Raw genomic sequence first — 16,431 nt, 5'->3', positions numbered from 1 at the left:
GCCCTTTGGCGAATAGCAAACGTCTTGGTCTGGCACCATTTTACCCCATGCCCCTCGGGAAAAAACCGCTGCGGGACCGCTCTCGCCAGACGACGCAAATGCAAGCGGCCCCGTGTTTTCACGGGGCCGCTTTCTCTTTACTGCTGACTTGACCGGCTGTCTGGTATCGCTGTCACGGTGGCAGTCTTCGCCATGCATCACGCCGTAGCCGTCGGTCGATGGAGAACGAGCGTCGCCGCTCCTCTCAGTTGACCTGGTAGCGATGCAGACGATGCCTGCGCTCGAACTCCTGCACGCGCTGACGAGCGAACTCCACGGTTTGAGCGGTCATTACACTGCGGTTTTCATCCTTCAGCTCGCCCCCCATGTGGCGCACGATCACCATGGCGGTCTCGACCATGGCCTCAAAGGCAGCCGAGCTGTCCTTGGCGCTGGGTAGCGGCATCAACAGGGTGATGCCCGGGGTCGTGAAGTCGTCCATCGCCTCGATCGGGAAGGTGCCCGGCTTGAGCACGTTCACCATGGAGAACTGCAGGGCGCTGCCCTCGTCCTCGGTCTCGAACCGGTGGAAGATCCCCATCTCACGACTGTAGCGCAGGCCGCAGGCCATCATCAGCTCTAGCAGCGTTGTGCCGGGGAAGCCGTTCTCATCACGGGACATGACGCTGATGACGATGATTTCCTCGGCGTTGCTGAGACTGTCGCGGGCGTGCTCGGCATTGACATCATGACGAAGCGCCTTTTCCAGCACAGGATGCGGGCGTACCTTGCCGCCGTGCCCGCTATCGAAACCTTCGTCGTAAGCGGCATACCCACTACCATCCTCAACGTCAAACTCGGGCTCGGGAACGTCTGCTTCCCAGCGCGGCTCGGCCGCTGGTGCCTGGTGGGAGGCCTGAAGCGTCTGCTCGTGCTCGGCTGTTGCCCGCTGGCGCTCGGCTGTTATCCGCTCGCGCTCGGACCGCTTCAGCGCAGCTTCCCGCTCTGCGGCCAGGTGCTGTCGCTCTGCCTGCTCGCGTTCCCGCTTGGCAGCGTTTTCGGCATCCTGCTCGGCCTTGCGCTTGGCAGCTTCTGCTTTCTGCTCAGCCTTGAGGCGGGCCTTTTCCGCTTTCTGCTGTTCACGCCGTTCGCGGCGCTCGCTGACGCTCTTCTGCAACGAGGCGCCAAAGCGCTGCATGGAGCTTCCCATACGGCGTGAGCGATCCTTGAGCGAGTCACCCATGCCCTCGAAGTCGACCAGGCGATACTGATCTTCGTCGAAGTCTTCATGATCTTCAGGATCGGCAGCCAGGTGCATGGCGTTCGGGTCGCGTCTTGCGGTGCGCTCTTCCGCACTCTTGACGCCAGCTTCGCCAGTGGTGTCGGTATCGTCAGCGGTGGCAGACAGCACCGGCTCGCGACGATCCCCAGCATCGGCCGGACCAGCCGCTTCTGCGTCCACGTGCGCCGCCGGTGTCTCGGCAACGCTCGGGGTGTTGGCGGATGGAGCCTCTGACGCTTCTGGGGCCTCACTCGGGATGGCGGGCGCAGGGGCTGTTCTATCCACCCCAGCCGCGGGCGCTGTCCTTTCAACCTCAGCCGCGGGCGCTGACCTTTCAACCTCAGCCGCAGGCGCTGACCTTTCAACCTCAGCCGCGGGCGCTTTCCTTTCAACCTCGGCGTCAACCCCGGCCGCAGGCGCTGTCGTTTCAACACCAGCCGCGGGCGCTGACCTTTTAACCTCAGCGTCAACCCCGGCCGCAGGCGTTTTTTCTTCAACCCCAGCCGCAGGCGCTTTAGCAGTCGTCACCCCAGCCCTACCACGGTGGGCCTGACTGGAGCGGAATTCGGACAATACCCGAGAAGGTCCAGGATGCTCCTGGCGCTCAAGCTTGGGTTTGGGCTGCACACTGGAGAAATCGGCGGGCTTGATCACCCGAGCCCCTCCGTTGGGCAGCTCCCAATTGATTTCTTCCTCGCGCGCTCTCTCTTCGGGGTCATCCAGATCAGAGCCCCCGTCTACTGTGTCACGTCTGGCGGACACATTGACGCCAGGATGGCCCGCAACGGCGGCCTCCTGTGTCTGGCTTCGATCCAAGCCAGCGTCATCGAGAACGTCTCCCTGCACCTCATCCAGGCGGGGAGTGCGACGTTGGCGCTGCAGGCGACGCGCCCCATCGATAACGATGAGGGTCACCAGTGCCAGCCCCAGAATGATCAGCCACTCTCTTAGTTCCATGGGTCGTCATGCCTTTGCTAAGGCGCCATGCCTGATGGTTGTCCGTCAACAGCATAGCGTGATTGCGAAAAAAAGGGCCACTTTTTTGTTTGTCAAGCGTCGGATTTTTTCCGCTCTTCTCGACAATGCCCTTCGCATTCGCCCTTCCAACTCCCTTTGCTTACCTTGCCATGCAGCATCATGGTCTTATTGGGACACCCTATTATAACCGCCTTTAAAGTGCATCATGCTTCTGCCAAAGCCGCAGCTTCGTCAACGCCAACAGACACCAGACGAGAGACACCGGGCTCCTGCATGGTGACACCCATCAATCGTTCCCCGGCTTCCATGGCGATCTTGTTATGGGTGATATAGATAAACTGCACGCTGTCGGACATCTCCTTCACCAACTTGGCATAGCGGCCAACATTGGCATCGTCCAGAGGTGCATCCACTTCATCCAGCATGCAGAACGGTGCCGGATTCAATTGGAAGATCGCAAATACCATCGACAGCGCGGTGAGGGCTTTTTCTCCCCCTGACAGCAAATGAATGGTGCTGTTCTTCTTGCCCGGTGGTCGTGCCATGATCGCCACGCCGGTCTCCAGCAAATCCTCGCCTGTCAGGGTCAACCATGCGGCTCCGCCCCCAAAGACTCGAGGAAAAAGAGACTGCAGCCCGGCGTTGACCCGCTCGAAGGTATCGCGGAAACGGGCACGGGTCTCCTGGTCAATGCGCCGAATCGCCTTGTCCAGTGTCTCCAACGCTTCATTCAGCTCGGCCTGCTGCGCCTCCAGATAGTCGCGCCGCTCGGCCTGCTGCTCGTACTCCTCGATGGCCGCCAGGTTGATGGCACCCAGCCGCCGGATCTTCTCACCCAGCTCTTCCAACCGGGTCTGCCAGGCCGATTCGGTGGCATTCGGGTCGAGCTGCTCGGTCAATGCCGCCGCATCGTGTCCCAGCTCCTTGAGCTGTTCGTCCTGGGTCTCGGCCTTCAGCGCCAGCGCCTGCACCTGCATGCGCGCTTCCTGCAGCCGCTCACGCACCCCGTCCAGGTTACGTTCATGAGACTGTCGCGCCTGCTCGTCATCCCTCAGGCGCTCGACCAGCGCGGCCGCTCTGGCCCGGGACTCGTTGAGCTGACGCTCCTCCTGCTCACGCCGATGCAGCAACTCATCCAGTTGCTCACGACGCTCTTCATCAGGCTCATGCAGGCCTTCGCGGGCCTCTTCAAGCTCTGCCACACGCTCTTCCAGGCGTGCACGGGTATCCCCCGCACGGCCCTGCTGCTCGGCCAGGCCGGCTCTTTCGGTGGTCAGCCGCTGGTGCTCCAGCGTCAGTTGCTGAGCCCGTTCGGCCAGCGGGCGTTGGCGAGCACGCAACGTGGCGAGACGCTCGCGGGCCTCGCTGCGGGAGCGCTCGAGGCGCTCGCGTACGCTGGCGCCGTCTTCGAGGCGGGCCATCGCCGTTTGCCACTGCTCGCGCATTTCCTCAATGGCGAGCCGCGCCTCTTCATCTGCCTCACTGAGTCCTTCCAGCTCTTCGTGGATCTCCGCACCCCGACGTGAAAGGTGCTCCAGCCGGCTGGCCAGGCCGCTGTCCTGAACCGCCAGCTGCTGCCGCTGCTGGTCGAGCTCGCGCTCGGCAAGACGCAGCTGCTCAAGCTCGTGCTCGGCCTGGTCCATGGCCTGCTGGGCGCCTTCCCGTGCCTCGTCCAGCGCCTCCAACCGCTGCGCTTCCTGCGCCAACGACTCGCTGGCCTCACTCAGCCGTGCGCGACTGACCAGCAACGCGTCAGGACCTTCCCCGTGACCGCGCTGGCGCGCCCAGTCAGGTCCTAGCCACAGACCGTCAGCCGACATCAGGCTGTCGCCGGGATCAAGCTGGGACCGAGCCTGCCAAGCGGCGTCGCGGGACTCGACGCAGCGAATTCGCGACAGCCAGCTGGCCGCGGCACCGGCTCCGGACACCTTGGCTGCCAGGCTATCGCCCGGGGGCGACCCTGGGGAGGCAGACGACAGCAAGGCGAGTTCCGCGTCCAGGGGCTCGCCCAGGGCATTGCGCAGGCTGCTGTCGGGCGCTAATCGAGCCTTGAGCCAGGGCGCCAGCACCCATGACACCACCTCTTCCCAGCCGGGCTCGACCACCAACTGCTCGCCCAGGCGCGGGGCCTGGTCAAGCTGATGGGCGGCGAGATGGCGGTCGAGCCCTTCGTCGTGGTCGGCCAGGGCGGCCTCGATCAATGCCTCCAGCGAGGCGATTTCGCCGGTCAGGGCGCTGTGGCGTGAGCGAGCCTGCTCCCGGGAGGCATCATGCTCGGCGATCTGGCGGCGGCTGACGTCACGCTGCTCTCTGGCACTCTCTCGACGTTGCTCGAGCTCCTGGGCGCGGGCGTCATGCTCGGACAGCTGCGCACGCACTTCGTCGCGCTGAGCACTCAGTTCGGACAGGTCGGGCAACTCACCCAGCTGCTGACGCCGCTTGGTCTGATCGCCAGCGATTCGCTCCAGCCGCGCCTCCAGTTCGCGCAGCCGATCCTGGGTACGCTCGGCCTCATGACTATCCCCACGCCAGCGTTCGTTGAACGCTTCCCACTCGGCATCGGCGTCTTCTACCGCGGGCTCGGCTTCCTCCAGCGCTGCCTCGAGCTCGGCCAGTTGTTCGGCCAACTCTTCCTGCTCGGGTCCCAGTGTCTCTAGCCGGTCATCCAGGGCCGCCAGACGTTCGCTGTCGGTCTCCCCCAGGCGATCCAGCTCACCTAGCTCGCGCCTGGCACTCTCAAGATCTCGGGCGAGCTGTTGATCCCGGGTGCGGGTATGCTCGAGCTCCTGTTCCAATCTAGCGATGGCGGTGGTGGTCTCGTAGAACCTCGCCTGACGCTGGTCCAGCTCAGAGGCCAGGCCGTCGTGCTCGGCACGCGCCTCTTCCAGGCGCGTCTCGCACTGGCGCATGCCCAGCACCTCGCGCTCGACGGCGGTTTCCAGCTCGCGTACTCGACTGTCCTGCTCGGTCTGGGCGGCTCGCAGGGCACGCCCCCGCAACAGCGCCAGCTCCCCCTTGACCCGATGCTCTTCCTGCTTGAGCGACTGATACCGTTTGGCGGCTTCTGCCTGTCGCTTGAGTCGCTCGAGCTGCTTGTCGAGCTCTTCCCGAATATCGTCCAGACGATCCAGGTTTTCCTGGGTCCGACGCATGCGATTTTCCGTCTCGCGTCGTCGTTCCTTGTACTTGGAGATGCCGGCCGCCTCTTCGAGGGTAGAACGCAGCTCCTCGGGGCGAGCTTCGATCAGCCGCGAGATCATTCCCTGGCCGATGATGGCGTAGGATCTGGGACCAAGGCCGGTCCCCAGGAACAGATCGGCGATATCGCGGCGACGGCACTTCTGGCCGTTGAAGAAGTAACTGGACTGGGCGTCACGCGTGACCTGACGCTTGACCGATATTTCGGCGTACTGGGCGTAGACGCCCCCCATGGTCCCGTCACGGTTATCGAACGTCAGTTCGATAGATGCCATGCCCACGGGTTTGCGCCCGGTGGAGCCATTGAAGATGACGTCGGTCATCGACTCGCCGCGCAGGGTCTTGGCCGAGGATTCCCCCATGACCCAGCGCACGGCATCGATGATGTTCGACTTGCCGCAGCCATTGGGACCGACAATCGCGGTCATGTTGCTGTCGAAGGGCACCGTGACCGGGTCGACAAAAGACTTGAAGCCGGCCAGCCGGATCGACGTCAGACGCATGGGTTATTCAATCACTTGATCGATGACAAGCGTGACAGGATCCTGATCCGAGGCCCCCACTGCAACCCCTTCACGCTGTCCCATCAGGTCACCGGGCTGCGGCTGCGCCTGACCGCTGGGTGAGACCCGTGCCAACAGGCGTACCTGTTCGACATCCTCCAGGCTGGCCATCGGCGACATGGCATCACCGGCATCCAGGGTAATGCTCGCTGGCAGCTCGGCCAGGGTCAGCCGCTGGATCGCCAGAGGAGGAAGCTTGCCGTCGCTGTCACGGGCCACCACGAACACGGTGGTGGATGGGGGCAGCCGGTCGCTCTTCAGCGCCTGTGCCAGCGACAGATGAATGCGAATGGCGTGCTGACCCGCCGGAGCGAGACGTTGCTCCGCCTGGGCCACGCCCTGCCGCATGGCTTCCTGCAGGGGGGAGCCGTCTGCGGCGGAAAGTCCTCTGCGCCAGTACCCCAGGGCCGCCTGATAATCATCCTGCTGAAAGGCCTCGACTCCCAGGAACCACATGGCGGAGGGCAGGTTCGGCGCCTCACGACTGGCCTCTCGTGAAAGCGCCAGGATACGCTCGTTCAACCGCCCTTCGTTGGTGAAGTACTCCATCTTGGCCAGCTCACCAAGCCACCAGGGGGAGCGCCCTTCCAGCGCCAGCACCCGCTCGATGGCCTGACCGGCCTCGCGGTAGGCGCCGCTATCTCGGTAGAGGGGATAGAGGGTTTGCCACACGCGGGGATTGTCGGGCTGGCGCTCGGCCTGGGCCTCGAGGCGCTCCAGCATCAGCGCCAGGCTGGCCGCGGGGTCGTTACGCACCTCTTCGATGGTGTGATAAAGCACCAGATCGCCTTCGGCACCTTCGCGCTGGTACCACGCCACACTGGTCACGATGACCAGTAGCAGCACCACGGGAATCGCCAGCTTGCCCGATCCCGCTGACTTGAGCGGAGCCCGCTTTAGCCGTTCGGTATCGTCGAGCAGCGCTCGCTTCAGTTCGCTGACATCCTCATCGAAACGGGTAGCGTCAATGTCGCCGCGAGACCTGGCGGCTTCAAGCGAGGCCAGGCGGCGGCGATACACCGCCACGTTCTGGGCAGCCGCATCGTCGTTGGCTTCCAGCTCGCGCTGACGTTGCTCCAGAGACGCCGCTCGCCGCAGAGGCAGGATCAGCAGCCAGGCAGCCGGTAACAGTAACAGGGCAAAGGCGAGCCACAGCAGCGTCATGAGCGTCTCTCTCGATCAATCAGTTCGTCCAGACGGGCCTGCTCTTCGGCAGACAGCTGCCGGACACTCACCCGACGGCGAGAGCGAATGATGGCCCACAGCGCCAGCCCGCCGACCACCACCAACGCCCCAGGCAGTCCCCACAGCAGCAGGGTGCGACCTTCCAGCCGGGGGTTGTAGAGCACGTAGTCGCCAAACCGCTGGACCATGAAGTCGATAATTTCCTTGTCAGACCTGCCGTCATTCAGCTGTTCATAGACCTTGTCACGCATGTCCGCGGCAATCGGCGAGTTGGAGTCACCAATGGCCTGGTTCTCGCACTTGGGGCAGCGCAAGGTCGCCGTCAGCGACTGATAGCGCTGCTCCGTCACCGCACTCTCAAAGCGACGCACTTCAATCGCTTCTGCCATGACCTGCAGGGCCAGTAGCCAGCCCGTCAACAGCAGCACGCTGGCCAGCCAAGGGTGCCCTTGCGAAGGTGCCTTCAGCGCCATTTCTCCACCTCCGGCATAATGATGCTCTCCACGTCATCAGCGGTGATGTAACCGGTGTGGTGGTAACGAATGATACCGTCTGCGTCCACCAGAAACGTCTCAGGAGCCCCGTAAACGCCGAGATCAAAGCCCAGGCTGCCCAGCGGATCAAACACGTTGAAGGCAAAAGGGTTACCGAACTGGGTCAGGAACGCCTGGCCCTGCGCACGCTTTTCCGCATCGCTGGCAGCGGTCTCCTTGTAGTCGACACCGATCAAGCGCACGCCTCGGTCCGCCAGGTCCAGAAGCTGCGGCATTTCCTGGCGACAGGTGGGACACCAGCTGCCCCAGACGTTGACCAAGGTCACCTCTCCCTTGATATCCCCTTCATCCACGCGTTGCTGGGGATTATCCAGCGTGGTCAGCTCGAAGGCGGGAAACTCGCGCGCCATCAGCGCCGACTCTCTGTCGAAGGGGTTGATCGACAGCCCCTGATACAGGAAGGCTCCCAACACCAGAAACAGCACCAGTGGCACCAATAGTAGTAGCCGTCGTTTCATGCCCGCACATCCTTGGAGGTGACCTGACTGGCGCTGACCACGCCGGAGCTGGCCGTACTGCTCGACTCGCGCTCAGGTGCACGGGTGCTGAGCTGGCGTCGATAGCGACGGTCCGCCACGGCCATCATGCCGCCTGCCGCCATCAGCAACGCCCCCAGCCACAGCCAGCGAACAAAGGGTTTGATCTGCACCCGCAGCGCCCAGCTGCCATCGTCGAGCTCTTCGCCCATGGCCACATACAGGTCATGGAACAGTCCCGGACGCAGCGCGACCTGGGTCATCGGCATCCCCCTGGCAATATAGAGGCGCTTTTCTGGATGCATCTCGAAGCTCCGCGTGGCGCCTTGGCGGGTCACTTCGATGGTCGCAGCATCGGAGACGAAGTTGGGCCCCCTGCGCTCATCCAGAGCGGTCATGTGGAAACGGATGCCAGCGACATCGACGCTATCGCCGACATTCATCCGCACATTGCGCTCCACCGAATAGTTGGAGACCAGAGCGACACCGACAATCGTGACCGCGAGGCCTAGGTGGCCCAGCACCATACCCCAGTAAGCTGGCGTCAGGCGCATCACTGCCTGGCGTCGGGAAGCGCCGCGGGAGGTCTTGTCCCACAGGTCCCGTGCCAGCGACAGCACCAGCCACAGGGCCGCCACCAGGCCAATGGACGCCTTGAGATTCCATGCCCCGGTATAGGCGAGCGGTGCCAGCACACCAATGACCAGCGCCGCAGCTCCCGCCAGCCACAGCCGCGACAGCAGCTCGCGACCACTCATGCGCTTCCAGCGGGCGCTGGGCCCCAGCCCCATGAACACGCATAGCAATACCGTCAACGGCACGAACAAGGCATTGAAGTAAGGCGGCCCCACGCTGATCTTGCCGAGGTTCAGCGCATCCAGCAGCAGCGGATAGACCGTGCCGAGCAGCACCGTCACCGTCATCACCACCAGCAGGATATTGTTGACCAGCAACAGCGCATCCCGAGACAGCCAATTGAATCCGCCTGGCTGGCTGACCCGCGGCGCACGCAGGGCAAAGATCAGCAACGACAGGCCGACGGTGATACCCAGCAGGACCAGGATGAACAGTCCCCGCGACGGATCATTGGCAAAGGCATGGACCGAGGTCAGAACGCCGGAGCGGACCAGAAAGGTCCCCATCAACGATAGCGAGAAGGTGGTGATCGCCAGCAATACCGTCCAGCTCTTGAAGGTCCCGCGCTTTTCGGTCACCGCCAGCGAATGGATCAACGCAGTGCCGGCCAGCCACGGCAGCAGGGAAGCATTTTCCACCGGGTCCCAGAACCACCAGCCGCCCCAGCCCAATTCGTAGTACGCCCACCAGCTGCCGAGGGCGATGCCGACCGTGAGGAAAGCCCAGGCGATGTTGGTCCAGGGTCTCACCCAACGGGTCCAGGCGCTGTCGAGACGCCCCCCCAGCAGGGCCGCAATGGCAAAGGCAAAGACCACGCTGAAACCGACATAGCCCATGTACAGCATCGGCGGATGAATGATCAGGCCGACGTCCTGCAGCAACGGATTGAGGTCTGCACCGTCCGCCGGAATATTGGGCAGCGAGCGCTCGAATGGGTTGGACGTGATCAGCACGAAGGCCAGAAAGCCGACGCTGACCAGTCCCATCACTCCCAGCACCCGCGCCACCATGTCAGGCGGCAGGCGACCCGAGAAGCAACCGACCGCGAAGGTCCAGATTCCCAGGATAAGGCTCCACAGCAGGACCGAGCCCTCGTGGTTGCCCCACACCGCGCTGAACTTGTAATACCAGGGCAGCAACGAATTGGCGTTGTTGGCCACGTTGACCACGCTGAAGTCATCCAGCAGGTAGCTGGCTGTCAGGCAGCCGTAGGCGATCAGCAGAAAGGCCAGCTGGCCGGCCGCCATGGGCCTGGCATACGCCATCCACAAGGGACGTCGCGTGGCAGCCCCCGCCAGAGGCAGCACCGCTTGCACCACTGCCATCAACAGCGCGATAACCAGCGCATAGTGTCCGATCTCGGGGATCATCTTGATCAGCATGACATCACCTTGGTCTGCCCGGTCTGTGCGTCACTGGGGGGAACCCGGCGCGGCTTGCTTGTAGTCGGCGGGGGAATAGCCGGCCTTTTCAAGCGCCTCGGCAACCTCGGGCGGCATGTAGTTCTCGTCGTGCTTCGCCAGTACCTTGTCGGCAGCGATGATGCCATCATCAGTCAATTTACCGACCACCACGACCCCCTGCCCTTCGCGAAACAGGTCCGGCAGAATGCCGCTGTAGCGCACTTCAACGTCGTCGACATAGTCAGTGACCACGAAGCTGACGTCCAGGCTGTCGCTATCACGCCGCACGCTGCCTTCCTTGACCATGCCTCCGGCCCGCAGCTGGCGGTCGACGGGAGCTTCTCCCGCGGCAATCTGCACTGGACTGAAGAAGAGATTGATATTGGAGCGCAGCGCATACAGCGTCAGCCCCACCGCCACCGCACACAGCGCCACCAGCCCGAGCACCAGCAACATCCGATTTCGACGCTTAGCCCTCATGGCGACCCTCCGTGGACTTCAGCGCCGCGGCGCCTTCTCGCCTGAGTCGACGACGCAGGGTGCGCCGAACGTCACGACTTTCACCACATACCAGCAACACGCTAAGCAGCAGCACCCCCAGAGTGGCACCCCAGGCCGTCCAGACGTAGGGGCCATGGGAGCCCATCTGCCACAACTCAGCCAATGATTCGAATGCCATCACGCATCCTCCTTGAACAGCTCCTTGACCCAGCGCTTGCTGCCTTCGCGGCGTAGAATTTCAGTGCGCGTGCGGGTCAGGGTGAAAGCGGCAAAAAAGGCATAGAAACCCAGCACCATGATCAACAGCGGTAGCCACATCTCGGTAGGCATGGCCGGCCGTTCGGTGAGGGTGAAGCTGGCCGGCTGATGCAGCGTGTTCCACCACTCCACCGAGTACTTGATGATCGGAATATTGATCACCCCGACCATGGCCAGCACCGAGGCCGCCTTCGAGCCACTTAGTGGACGCGGAAAGGCGCGCCGGATCAACATCACGCCCACGTACAGGAACAGCAGAATCAGCATTGAGGTCAGGCGCGCGTCCCACTGCCACCAGGTGCCCCAGGTCGGCTTGCCCCAGACGGAGCCTGACAGCAGCGCAATCGCGGTCATGGCGGCGCCCAGGGGCGCCATCATCGCCGCGGCCATGTCGGCGATCTTGACCTTCCAGACCATGAACACGAAGCCCGACGCGGCCAAGGCGATAAAGATCGACTGGGCCAGAAACGCAGCCGGCACGTGGACGTAGATGATGCGAAAGCTGTTGCCCTGCTGGTAGTCGGATGGCGCAAACGCCAGTCCCCAGACGCTACCCACCACAATCAACGCCAGCGCCAGGCCCCAGCACCATGGTGCTAGCCTGGCCGCGATGCCGTAGAACCAGCGCGGCGACCCCAGTTTGTGAAAGAAGGCCCACATGAGCGTTGTACCTCGATCAAGCGTGAAATCGTGTCGCCGACATCAGCGCATCAGCCATGCACGCTGATGCGCAGTGACGCGGCAATCGCCAACGGTGCACTGGCCAGTGCCAGCGCCAGCATGGCGCCGATCACCGCCAGGTGAGGCAGCCACTCGCCCCCCGACAGCGCCGCCCCCATGGCTCCTGTACCGAAGATCAGGACCGGCATGAACAATGGCAGCACCAACAGCGACAACAGCATGCCTCCGCGGGCCAACCCTACCGTCAATCCAGCGCCAATGGCCCCGATCAGGCTGATGCAGCCGCTGCCCACGGCCAGGGTGACACTCAAGGCCAGGTAGCTGCCCTGGGGCAAGGCCAGCAGCACTCCCAGCAACGGGGCCATCAGTGCCAGCGGCAGACCTGTGGTCAGCCAGTGCACCAGCACCTTCGCCACCACCAACAGTGACAGCGGGTGGGGAGCCAGCAACAGCTGCTCCAGCGTGCCGTCTTCATAATCCGCGCGGAACAATCCATCCAGCGACAGCAGCGCGGACAGCAAAGCCGCCACCCACAGCACGCCGGGGGCTATCCAGGCCAGACGCTCCGGTTCCGGCGAAATTCCCAGGGGAAACAAGGTGATGACCATGGCGAAGAACACCAGCGGGGTCAGCGCGTCAGCGGGACGCCTGGCCACGCCGACGAGATCTCGCTGAAAGGTCGCCCATAGCGCCATTCCCAGCCCCGCGCCGGCCTCCTTGACCGCCACCACCGCGGGCTCGACGTCAGTGGAACAAGCGCTCATGCCACCTCCCGGGCTGGGCCTGACAGGGACAGCCTGCGCAGACCAGGCACATTGGCCAGGGCATGATGGGTGGTGACCAGTACGGCACCGCCCCGGCCGGCGTGCTCGACCAGACGCTGCTCCAGCGCCGACACGCCATCGACGTCAATGGCCGTGAAAGGCTCATCCAGGATCCACAGTGGATGACGACTGAGCACAAGGCGGGCCAAGGTCACTCGGCGTTGCTGTCCAGCGGACAGCTGGGAGGCCCCCACATCCTCGAAGCCCGCCAGGCCGACCTCGGCCAGCGCTGCGCCAAGCTCGCGATCGCTACATCGGCGACCTGCCAAGGCCTGATACCAGCGCAGATTTTCCATCGCCGTCAGGTGGGCCTTGATACCCGGCGCGTGGCCAAGGTAGAGCAGATTGGCCAGCAAGTCGGCGCGTGCCTTGGACAGCGCTCTGCCGTCCCATAACACCTGCCCTTCCACGTCGCTGATCTGGCCGCACAGCACCTTCAGCAGCGTCGTCTTGCCGCTGCCGTTGGGGCCCTCGATCCGCAGAACGTCGCCTGCCCCGAGAATGAGGTCGAGCCCATGAAACAGCCAGCGACCGTCGCGCTCACAGGCCAGTTGTCGGGCTTCAAGACACAGACGCAAAGGGCACTCCACTGCCAGGACCGAGAGGGGGAAAACACGCACAGACTTTACACCGATTGCCACATCCGAACCAGACAGCCGGCCCCTCGTACCAGCGCAATCGCACAGCCAATGCACCTTTCGTTGATCCATGGCACTTGCGCGAACGCTAGGCCCTGCTATCTTTCTCGTGTACTGTATGAATCGACAGTATCCAGTATGACCCGCCGCCGGAGCCCAGCCCGCGCCGCACTTCCGTACCCGTGACAGCCCGACCCTTACCACCAGGGAGACACCGTGCCATGGATATCGCGACCTGCCAGTTCCTTCAACGCCTGCCCAACCTGCCCATCGCCGACAGCTGGGAGCCCATTGACACCCCCGATGCGCTGGTGGACATCCCCCTGCTGGGACATGTCTCCGCCGGGATGCCCATCGAAGCCTGCCTCGACAACGCGACTCTGCAGGTACCTTCGCGCATGGTGCGTCGCAACACCTACGCGCTGAAGGTGTGCGGCAACTCGATGATCGATTGCAATATCTTCGACGGCGATGTGATCATTATCGAACGCCAGGAAAGCGCCGAGAACGGCGAAACCGCGGTGGTGATGATCAATGACCAGGAGGTCACCCTGAAAAAGCTGTACATCGAGAAGAATGGCGTGCGGCTTCAGCCCGCCAACGAGACAATGCCGCCCATCTACCTGAAAAACAGTGACATTCGGGTGCTTGGACTGGTGATGGGCGTGGCTCGCCAGGCAGAACTGGTTGCCTGATGCGCTACCCGATACCGGATCTCGCGGCAGGCGAATGGCACGTGGCGGAAATTGAGGTGGAAAAAAGCCGCTTCATCACCTGGGTGGCTCACGCCCCTGATGTGGACGCTTTCAATGTGCTGCTGGCCGAGGCCCGGCGACAGCACCCCAATGCCAGCCACCACTGCAGCGCCTATCTGGCTGGCCCTCCCGGCGAGCAGGTCCACATCGGCTTTTCCGACGACGGCGAGCCAGGCGGCACCGCGGGACGTCCCATGTTCCAGGCGCTGGAGGGTGACGGAATCGGCCAGACCGCAGCGGTGGTGATTCGCTACTTTGGCGGCACCAAGTTGGGCACTGGCGGACTGGCGCGGGCGTACACCCAGGCCCTGGTCAAGGCCCTGGAGACACTGCCCAGGCGCGAATGCGTAGAGCGCCGCCAGGTGCGTATCCAGGTCGACTTTGCGGGCGAAGCCGACGCGCGCCAGTGGTGTGAGTCCCGGCACATTCCTGTCGACGCGGTCGACTACGCGGCCGAAGGCGTCAGTCTGACCCTGGGCTGGCCCACTGACGCGCCCGTGGACCTGAGTGAGTTGAGCACCCGCCTCAAGGGACGCATCGCCATTGCCCTGGACGACGAGCAAAACGACATGGTCGTCTAAACCAGAAGGCCCTTGCAGCCCGACGGTTTGACTCGCGCCCTGTTGACGCGCCCAAGCATGCACACCCAACCTATGCACACCTCGTGTTTGCACACCAAGGTGGTGACACGCCTATGCATGGGCAGGGGCTGAGGCAGGGGCTGATGCAGCCCCGATGTAGCGCTTGCGCTTGTCCGCCTTGAGCCGCGCCACATCCACCACCACCAGGCCGTCGATGCAGTAGCCAAACGCCGTGTCGACGCCAAAGGCCTTGAACGACACCCCGCCAGGCTCAGCGACATCGACATACTGCTTGTAGAGTGCGGGCACACCCGCCCCCATGGTCTGAAGCGCGGCCTTGAGGCGCAAGAAATCCTCTGCCACATCATTGCCATCAAACAGGCGATCCGCCTCTTCGCGCCCGGCGCGGGACAGTGGGCAGACCGCCTTGGCCCGAATCAGGCTGTCGCCATCGGCATGATAGTGCCGGTAGTAGCTGACCAGCAGGTCCTTGGCCAGCGGTGGCAAATGGTTGGGTATGGTGACGGGGCCAAACATCCAGCGCACCTCGGGATGGTGGCGAAGATAGGCGCCTAACCCATGCCACAGGTAATCTAGACTGCGCCGTCCCCAGTAGCGTGGCTGGACGAAACTGCGGCCCAGTTCCAGCCCATGGCGCCACTGCTCCCAGGGCGCCTGGTCGAGGTGAAAGATGGTCGCACTGTAAAGCCCCTCGATGCCGATGCTGTCGAGGATGTGGCCCACATCCCCCAAGCGGTAGGCCCCGGCGATTTCCAGATCGCGGTCATCCCACAACACCAGATGACGATAGTGCTCGTCGTATTCGTCCAGGTCGCGCTTCTTGCCCGTCCCTTCACCGACACGGCGAAAGGCAATCTCCCGCAGCCGTCCGATTTCCCGCATGACGGCGGAATCTGGCTGATGCTCAAACAACAGAATCTGCTTGCCATCCGGGGTCTTACCCAGCACCTCGGCCTGCGCCAGCTCTTCGCGCAGGTGCTGGCGGTTCTCGGGATGCGCGATCCCCGCCTCGCTGACAAACACCCCCTTCTTGCCGCGGCCCAACCGATAGATATGCTTGCGCAGCAGCTTCAGCTTCGCCTGAGTCGCCAGGTCGTCTCGATCAAACCGCGCCAGCGGAATTTCGCCGCCGATCTTGATCGTGATATGGCGCCCCTGCTGGCGAAACATCTCGTTGGGTAGCAGCAAGGTCCCCAGCGGGGAGTACAGCGACGTCAGGGAGTAGAACAGCGGAGAGTTTCTGCCGCCCACATGCACCGGCAGGATGGGCGCGTTGGTGCGCCGCGCCGCATGCAGGAAACCGGACAGCCAGTTGCCATCCCGGATGCCTCCAGGACCTGCCCGCGAGACCTCCCCCGCGGGAAACACGATCACTGCCTGCTCATCGTCCAGGGCGTCGACGATACCCTGCAGGCTCTTGCGGAAACCGCGGCGAGACAGGTTGTCCACCGGCAACAGCAGCGGCGCCAGGGGAGACAGCTGCATCAGCAGGTCGTTGGCGATGATTTTTACATCCGGCCTCACGTCCGCCACCATACGCACCAGGGCAAGGCCATCAAGGGCGCCCAGTGGATGATTGGCCACGATGACGACCCGACCAGCCACCGGAATGTTGTCTCGATCTCGCGACGACAGCGAATAGCCGAAATTCAGGTGATCAAGCACCGCATCGATAAACTCGAGCCCACCGGCACGCCGATGCTGCTTGAGGAAGGCATTGATCTCACGCTCGTGTACCAGACGCTTGAGGCCGGACATCAACAGCTGTCGTCCCCAACGAGGCCAGCCCCCGACCTTCGGCGCCTTGGCCAGCAGAGCCTTCTCTACATCGATCATGCGCATTCCCCCTGACGTGTCGAACGTCAGACTAGGAAGCGAGCATGACAGAAGCGTGGCGATTCGATGTTGAGCGGATGAC

14 protein-coding genes are annotated in these 16,431 nt (G+C 63.4%); 2 read left to right on the top strand and 12 right to left on the bottom strand.

From position 1 onward, the window contains the following. Nucleotides 1-244: 244 nt before the first annotated feature. The 11 genes from zipA to ccmA form a co-directional block, all read right to left on the bottom strand. The gene (gene zipA, locus KUV86_RS02030; protein WP_222483413.1) at nt 245-2,218 is read right to left on the bottom strand and encodes a cell division protein ZipA; all 1,974 of its coding nucleotides are present in this window, start codon (nt 2,216-2,218) and stop codon (nt 245-247) included. Nucleotides 2,219-2,442: 224 nt separating this feature from the next. Further along, on the bottom strand, nt 2,443-5,940 hold the full coding sequence (smc, locus tag KUV86_RS02025) for a chromosome segregation protein SMC (RefSeq protein WP_222483412.1): 3,498 nt from the start codon (nt 5,938-5,940) through the stop codon (nt 2,443-2,445). A 3-nt stretch (nt 5,941-5,943) separates the two neighbouring features. After that, nucleotides 5,944-7,164 carry a c-type cytochrome biogenesis protein CcmI gene (ccmI, locus tag KUV86_RS02020; RefSeq protein WP_222483411.1) on the bottom strand — a complete coding sequence of 407 codons (1,221 nt, stop codon included), beginning with the start codon at nt 7,162-7,164 and terminating at the stop codon, nt 5,944-5,946. After that, on the bottom strand, nt 7,161-7,658 hold the full coding sequence (locus KUV86_RS02015; RefSeq protein WP_222483410.1) for a cytochrome c-type biogenesis protein: 498 nt from the start codon (nt 7,656-7,658) through the stop codon (nt 7,161-7,163). Before KUV86_RS02015 ends, ccmI begins: the two co-directional genes overlap by 4 nt. Beyond that, nucleotides 7,649-8,197 carry a DsbE family thiol:disulfide interchange protein gene (locus tag KUV86_RS02010; protein WP_206940160.1) on the bottom strand — a complete coding sequence of 183 codons (549 nt, stop codon included), beginning with the start codon at nt 8,195-8,197 and terminating at the stop codon, nt 7,649-7,651. Before KUV86_RS02010 ends, KUV86_RS02015 begins: the two co-directional genes overlap by 10 nt. Beyond that, nucleotides 8,194-10,233, bottom strand: coding sequence for a heme lyase CcmF/NrfE family subunit (locus tag KUV86_RS02005; RefSeq protein WP_315900952.1), 2,040 nt, complete (start codon nt 10,231-10,233; stop codon nt 8,194-8,196). Before KUV86_RS02005 ends, KUV86_RS02010 begins: the two co-directional genes overlap by 4 nt. 30 nt (nt 10,234-10,263) lie before the next feature. Continuing rightward, complete coding sequence (gene ccmE / locus KUV86_RS02000) at nt 10,264-10,734, bottom strand: cytochrome c maturation protein CcmE (RefSeq protein ID WP_222483409.1); 471 nt, start codon at nt 10,732-10,734, stop codon at nt 10,264-10,266. Further along, on the bottom strand, nt 10,724-10,933 hold the full coding sequence (ccmD, locus tag KUV86_RS01995; RefSeq protein WP_206940163.1) for a heme exporter protein CcmD: 210 nt from the start codon (nt 10,931-10,933) through the stop codon (nt 10,724-10,726). Before ccmD ends, ccmE begins: the two co-directional genes overlap by 11 nt. Then, complete coding sequence (locus KUV86_RS01990; RefSeq protein WP_206940165.1) at nt 10,933-11,673, bottom strand: heme ABC transporter permease; 741 nt, start codon at nt 11,671-11,673, stop codon at nt 10,933-10,935. Before KUV86_RS01990 ends, ccmD begins: the two co-directional genes overlap by 1 nt. 50 nt (nt 11,674-11,723) lie before the next feature. Further along, entirely contained in the window at nt 11,724-12,458 is a 735-nt protein-coding gene (ccmB, locus tag KUV86_RS01985) for a heme exporter protein CcmB (RefSeq protein WP_224908690.1), read from the bottom strand. Further along, nucleotides 12,455-13,096, bottom strand: a complete 642-nt coding sequence (gene ccmA / locus KUV86_RS01980; RefSeq protein ID WP_222483408.1) for a cytochrome c biogenesis heme-transporting ATPase CcmA — start codon at nt 13,094-13,096, stop codon at nt 12,455-12,457. The genes ccmB and ccmA overlap by 4 nt, the downstream gene beginning before the upstream one ends. A 281-nt stretch (nt 13,097-13,377) precedes the next feature. Here ccmA and lexA point away from each other — a divergent pair, with 281 nt between their 5' ends. After that, a complete protein-coding gene (gene lexA, locus KUV86_RS01975; RefSeq protein WP_206940169.1) occupies nt 13,378-13,851 on the top strand; it encodes a transcriptional repressor LexA in 474 nt (157 codons plus the stop codon). Then, nucleotides 13,851-14,492, top strand: coding sequence for an IMPACT family protein (locus KUV86_RS01970; protein WP_222483407.1), 642 nt, complete (start codon nt 13,851-13,853; stop codon nt 14,490-14,492). The genes lexA and KUV86_RS01970 overlap by 1 nt, the downstream gene beginning before the upstream one ends. 111 nt (nt 14,493-14,603) lie before the next feature. On the opposite strand, the gene KUV86_RS01965 is transcribed toward KUV86_RS01970, so the two are convergent. Further along, nucleotides 14,604-16,349 (bottom strand): lysophospholipid acyltransferase family protein, encoded by a 1,746-nt coding sequence (locus KUV86_RS01965; protein ID WP_222483406.1) that lies wholly within the window; start codon nt 16,347-16,349, stop codon nt 14,604-14,606. Nucleotides 16,350-16,431: the final 82 nt, after the last annotated feature.

The organism is Halomonas sp. DP8Y7-3 (assembly GCF_019801675.1).
GTDB lineage: Bacteria > Pseudomonadota > Gammaproteobacteria > Pseudomonadales > Halomonadaceae > Halomonas > Halomonas litopenaei_A.
This window is presented reverse-complemented; position numbering and strand designations above follow the sequence as displayed.

Excerpts from the sequence above, each read along its gene's own strand:
- KUV86_RS02015 (WP_222483410.1), bottom strand. The coding sequence starts at position 7,658 with ATGGCGCTGAAGGCACCTTCGCAAGGGCACCCTTGGCTGGCCAGCGTG.
- ccmB (WP_224908690.1), bottom strand. The coding sequence starts at position 12,458 with ATGAGCGCTTGTTCCACTGACGTCGAGCCCGCGGTGGTGGCGGTCAAG.
- lexA (WP_206940169.1), top strand. The coding sequence starts at position 13,378 with ATGGATATCGCGACCTGCCAGTTCCTTCAACGCCTGCCCAACCTGCCC.
- ccmD (WP_206940163.1), bottom strand. The coding sequence starts at position 10,933 with ATGGCATTCGAATCATTGGCTGAGTTGTGGCAGATGGGCTCCCATGGC.
- zipA (WP_222483413.1), bottom strand. The coding sequence starts at position 2,218 with ATGGAACTAAGAGAGTGGCTGATCATTCTGGGGCTGGCACTGGTGACC.
- KUV86_RS01990 (WP_206940165.1), bottom strand. The coding sequence starts at position 11,673 with ATGTGGGCCTTCTTTCACAAACTGGGGTCGCCGCGCTGGTTCTACGGC.
- KUV86_RS01965 (WP_222483406.1), bottom strand. The coding sequence starts at position 16,349 with ATGATCGATGTAGAGAAGGCTCTGCTGGCCAAGGCGCCGAAGGTCGGG.
- smc (WP_222483412.1), bottom strand. The coding sequence starts at position 5,940 with ATGCGTCTGACGTCGATCCGGCTGGCCGGCTTCAAGTCTTTTGTCGAC.
- KUV86_RS01970 (WP_222483407.1), top strand. The coding sequence starts at position 13,851 with ATGCGCTACCCGATACCGGATCTCGCGGCAGGCGAATGGCACGTGGCG.
- ccmI (WP_222483411.1), bottom strand. The coding sequence starts at position 7,164 with ATGACGCTGCTGTGGCTCGCCTTTGCCCTGTTACTGTTACCGGCTGCC.
- KUV86_RS02005 (WP_315900952.1), bottom strand. The coding sequence starts at position 10,233 with ATGCTGATCAAGATGATCCCCGAGATCGGACACTATGCGCTGGTTATC.
- KUV86_RS02010 (WP_206940160.1), bottom strand. The coding sequence starts at position 8,197 with ATGAAACGACGGCTACTACTATTGGTGCCACTGGTGCTGTTTCTGGTG.
- ccmE (WP_222483409.1), bottom strand. The coding sequence starts at position 10,734 with ATGAGGGCTAAGCGTCGAAATCGGATGTTGCTGGTGCTCGGGCTGGTG.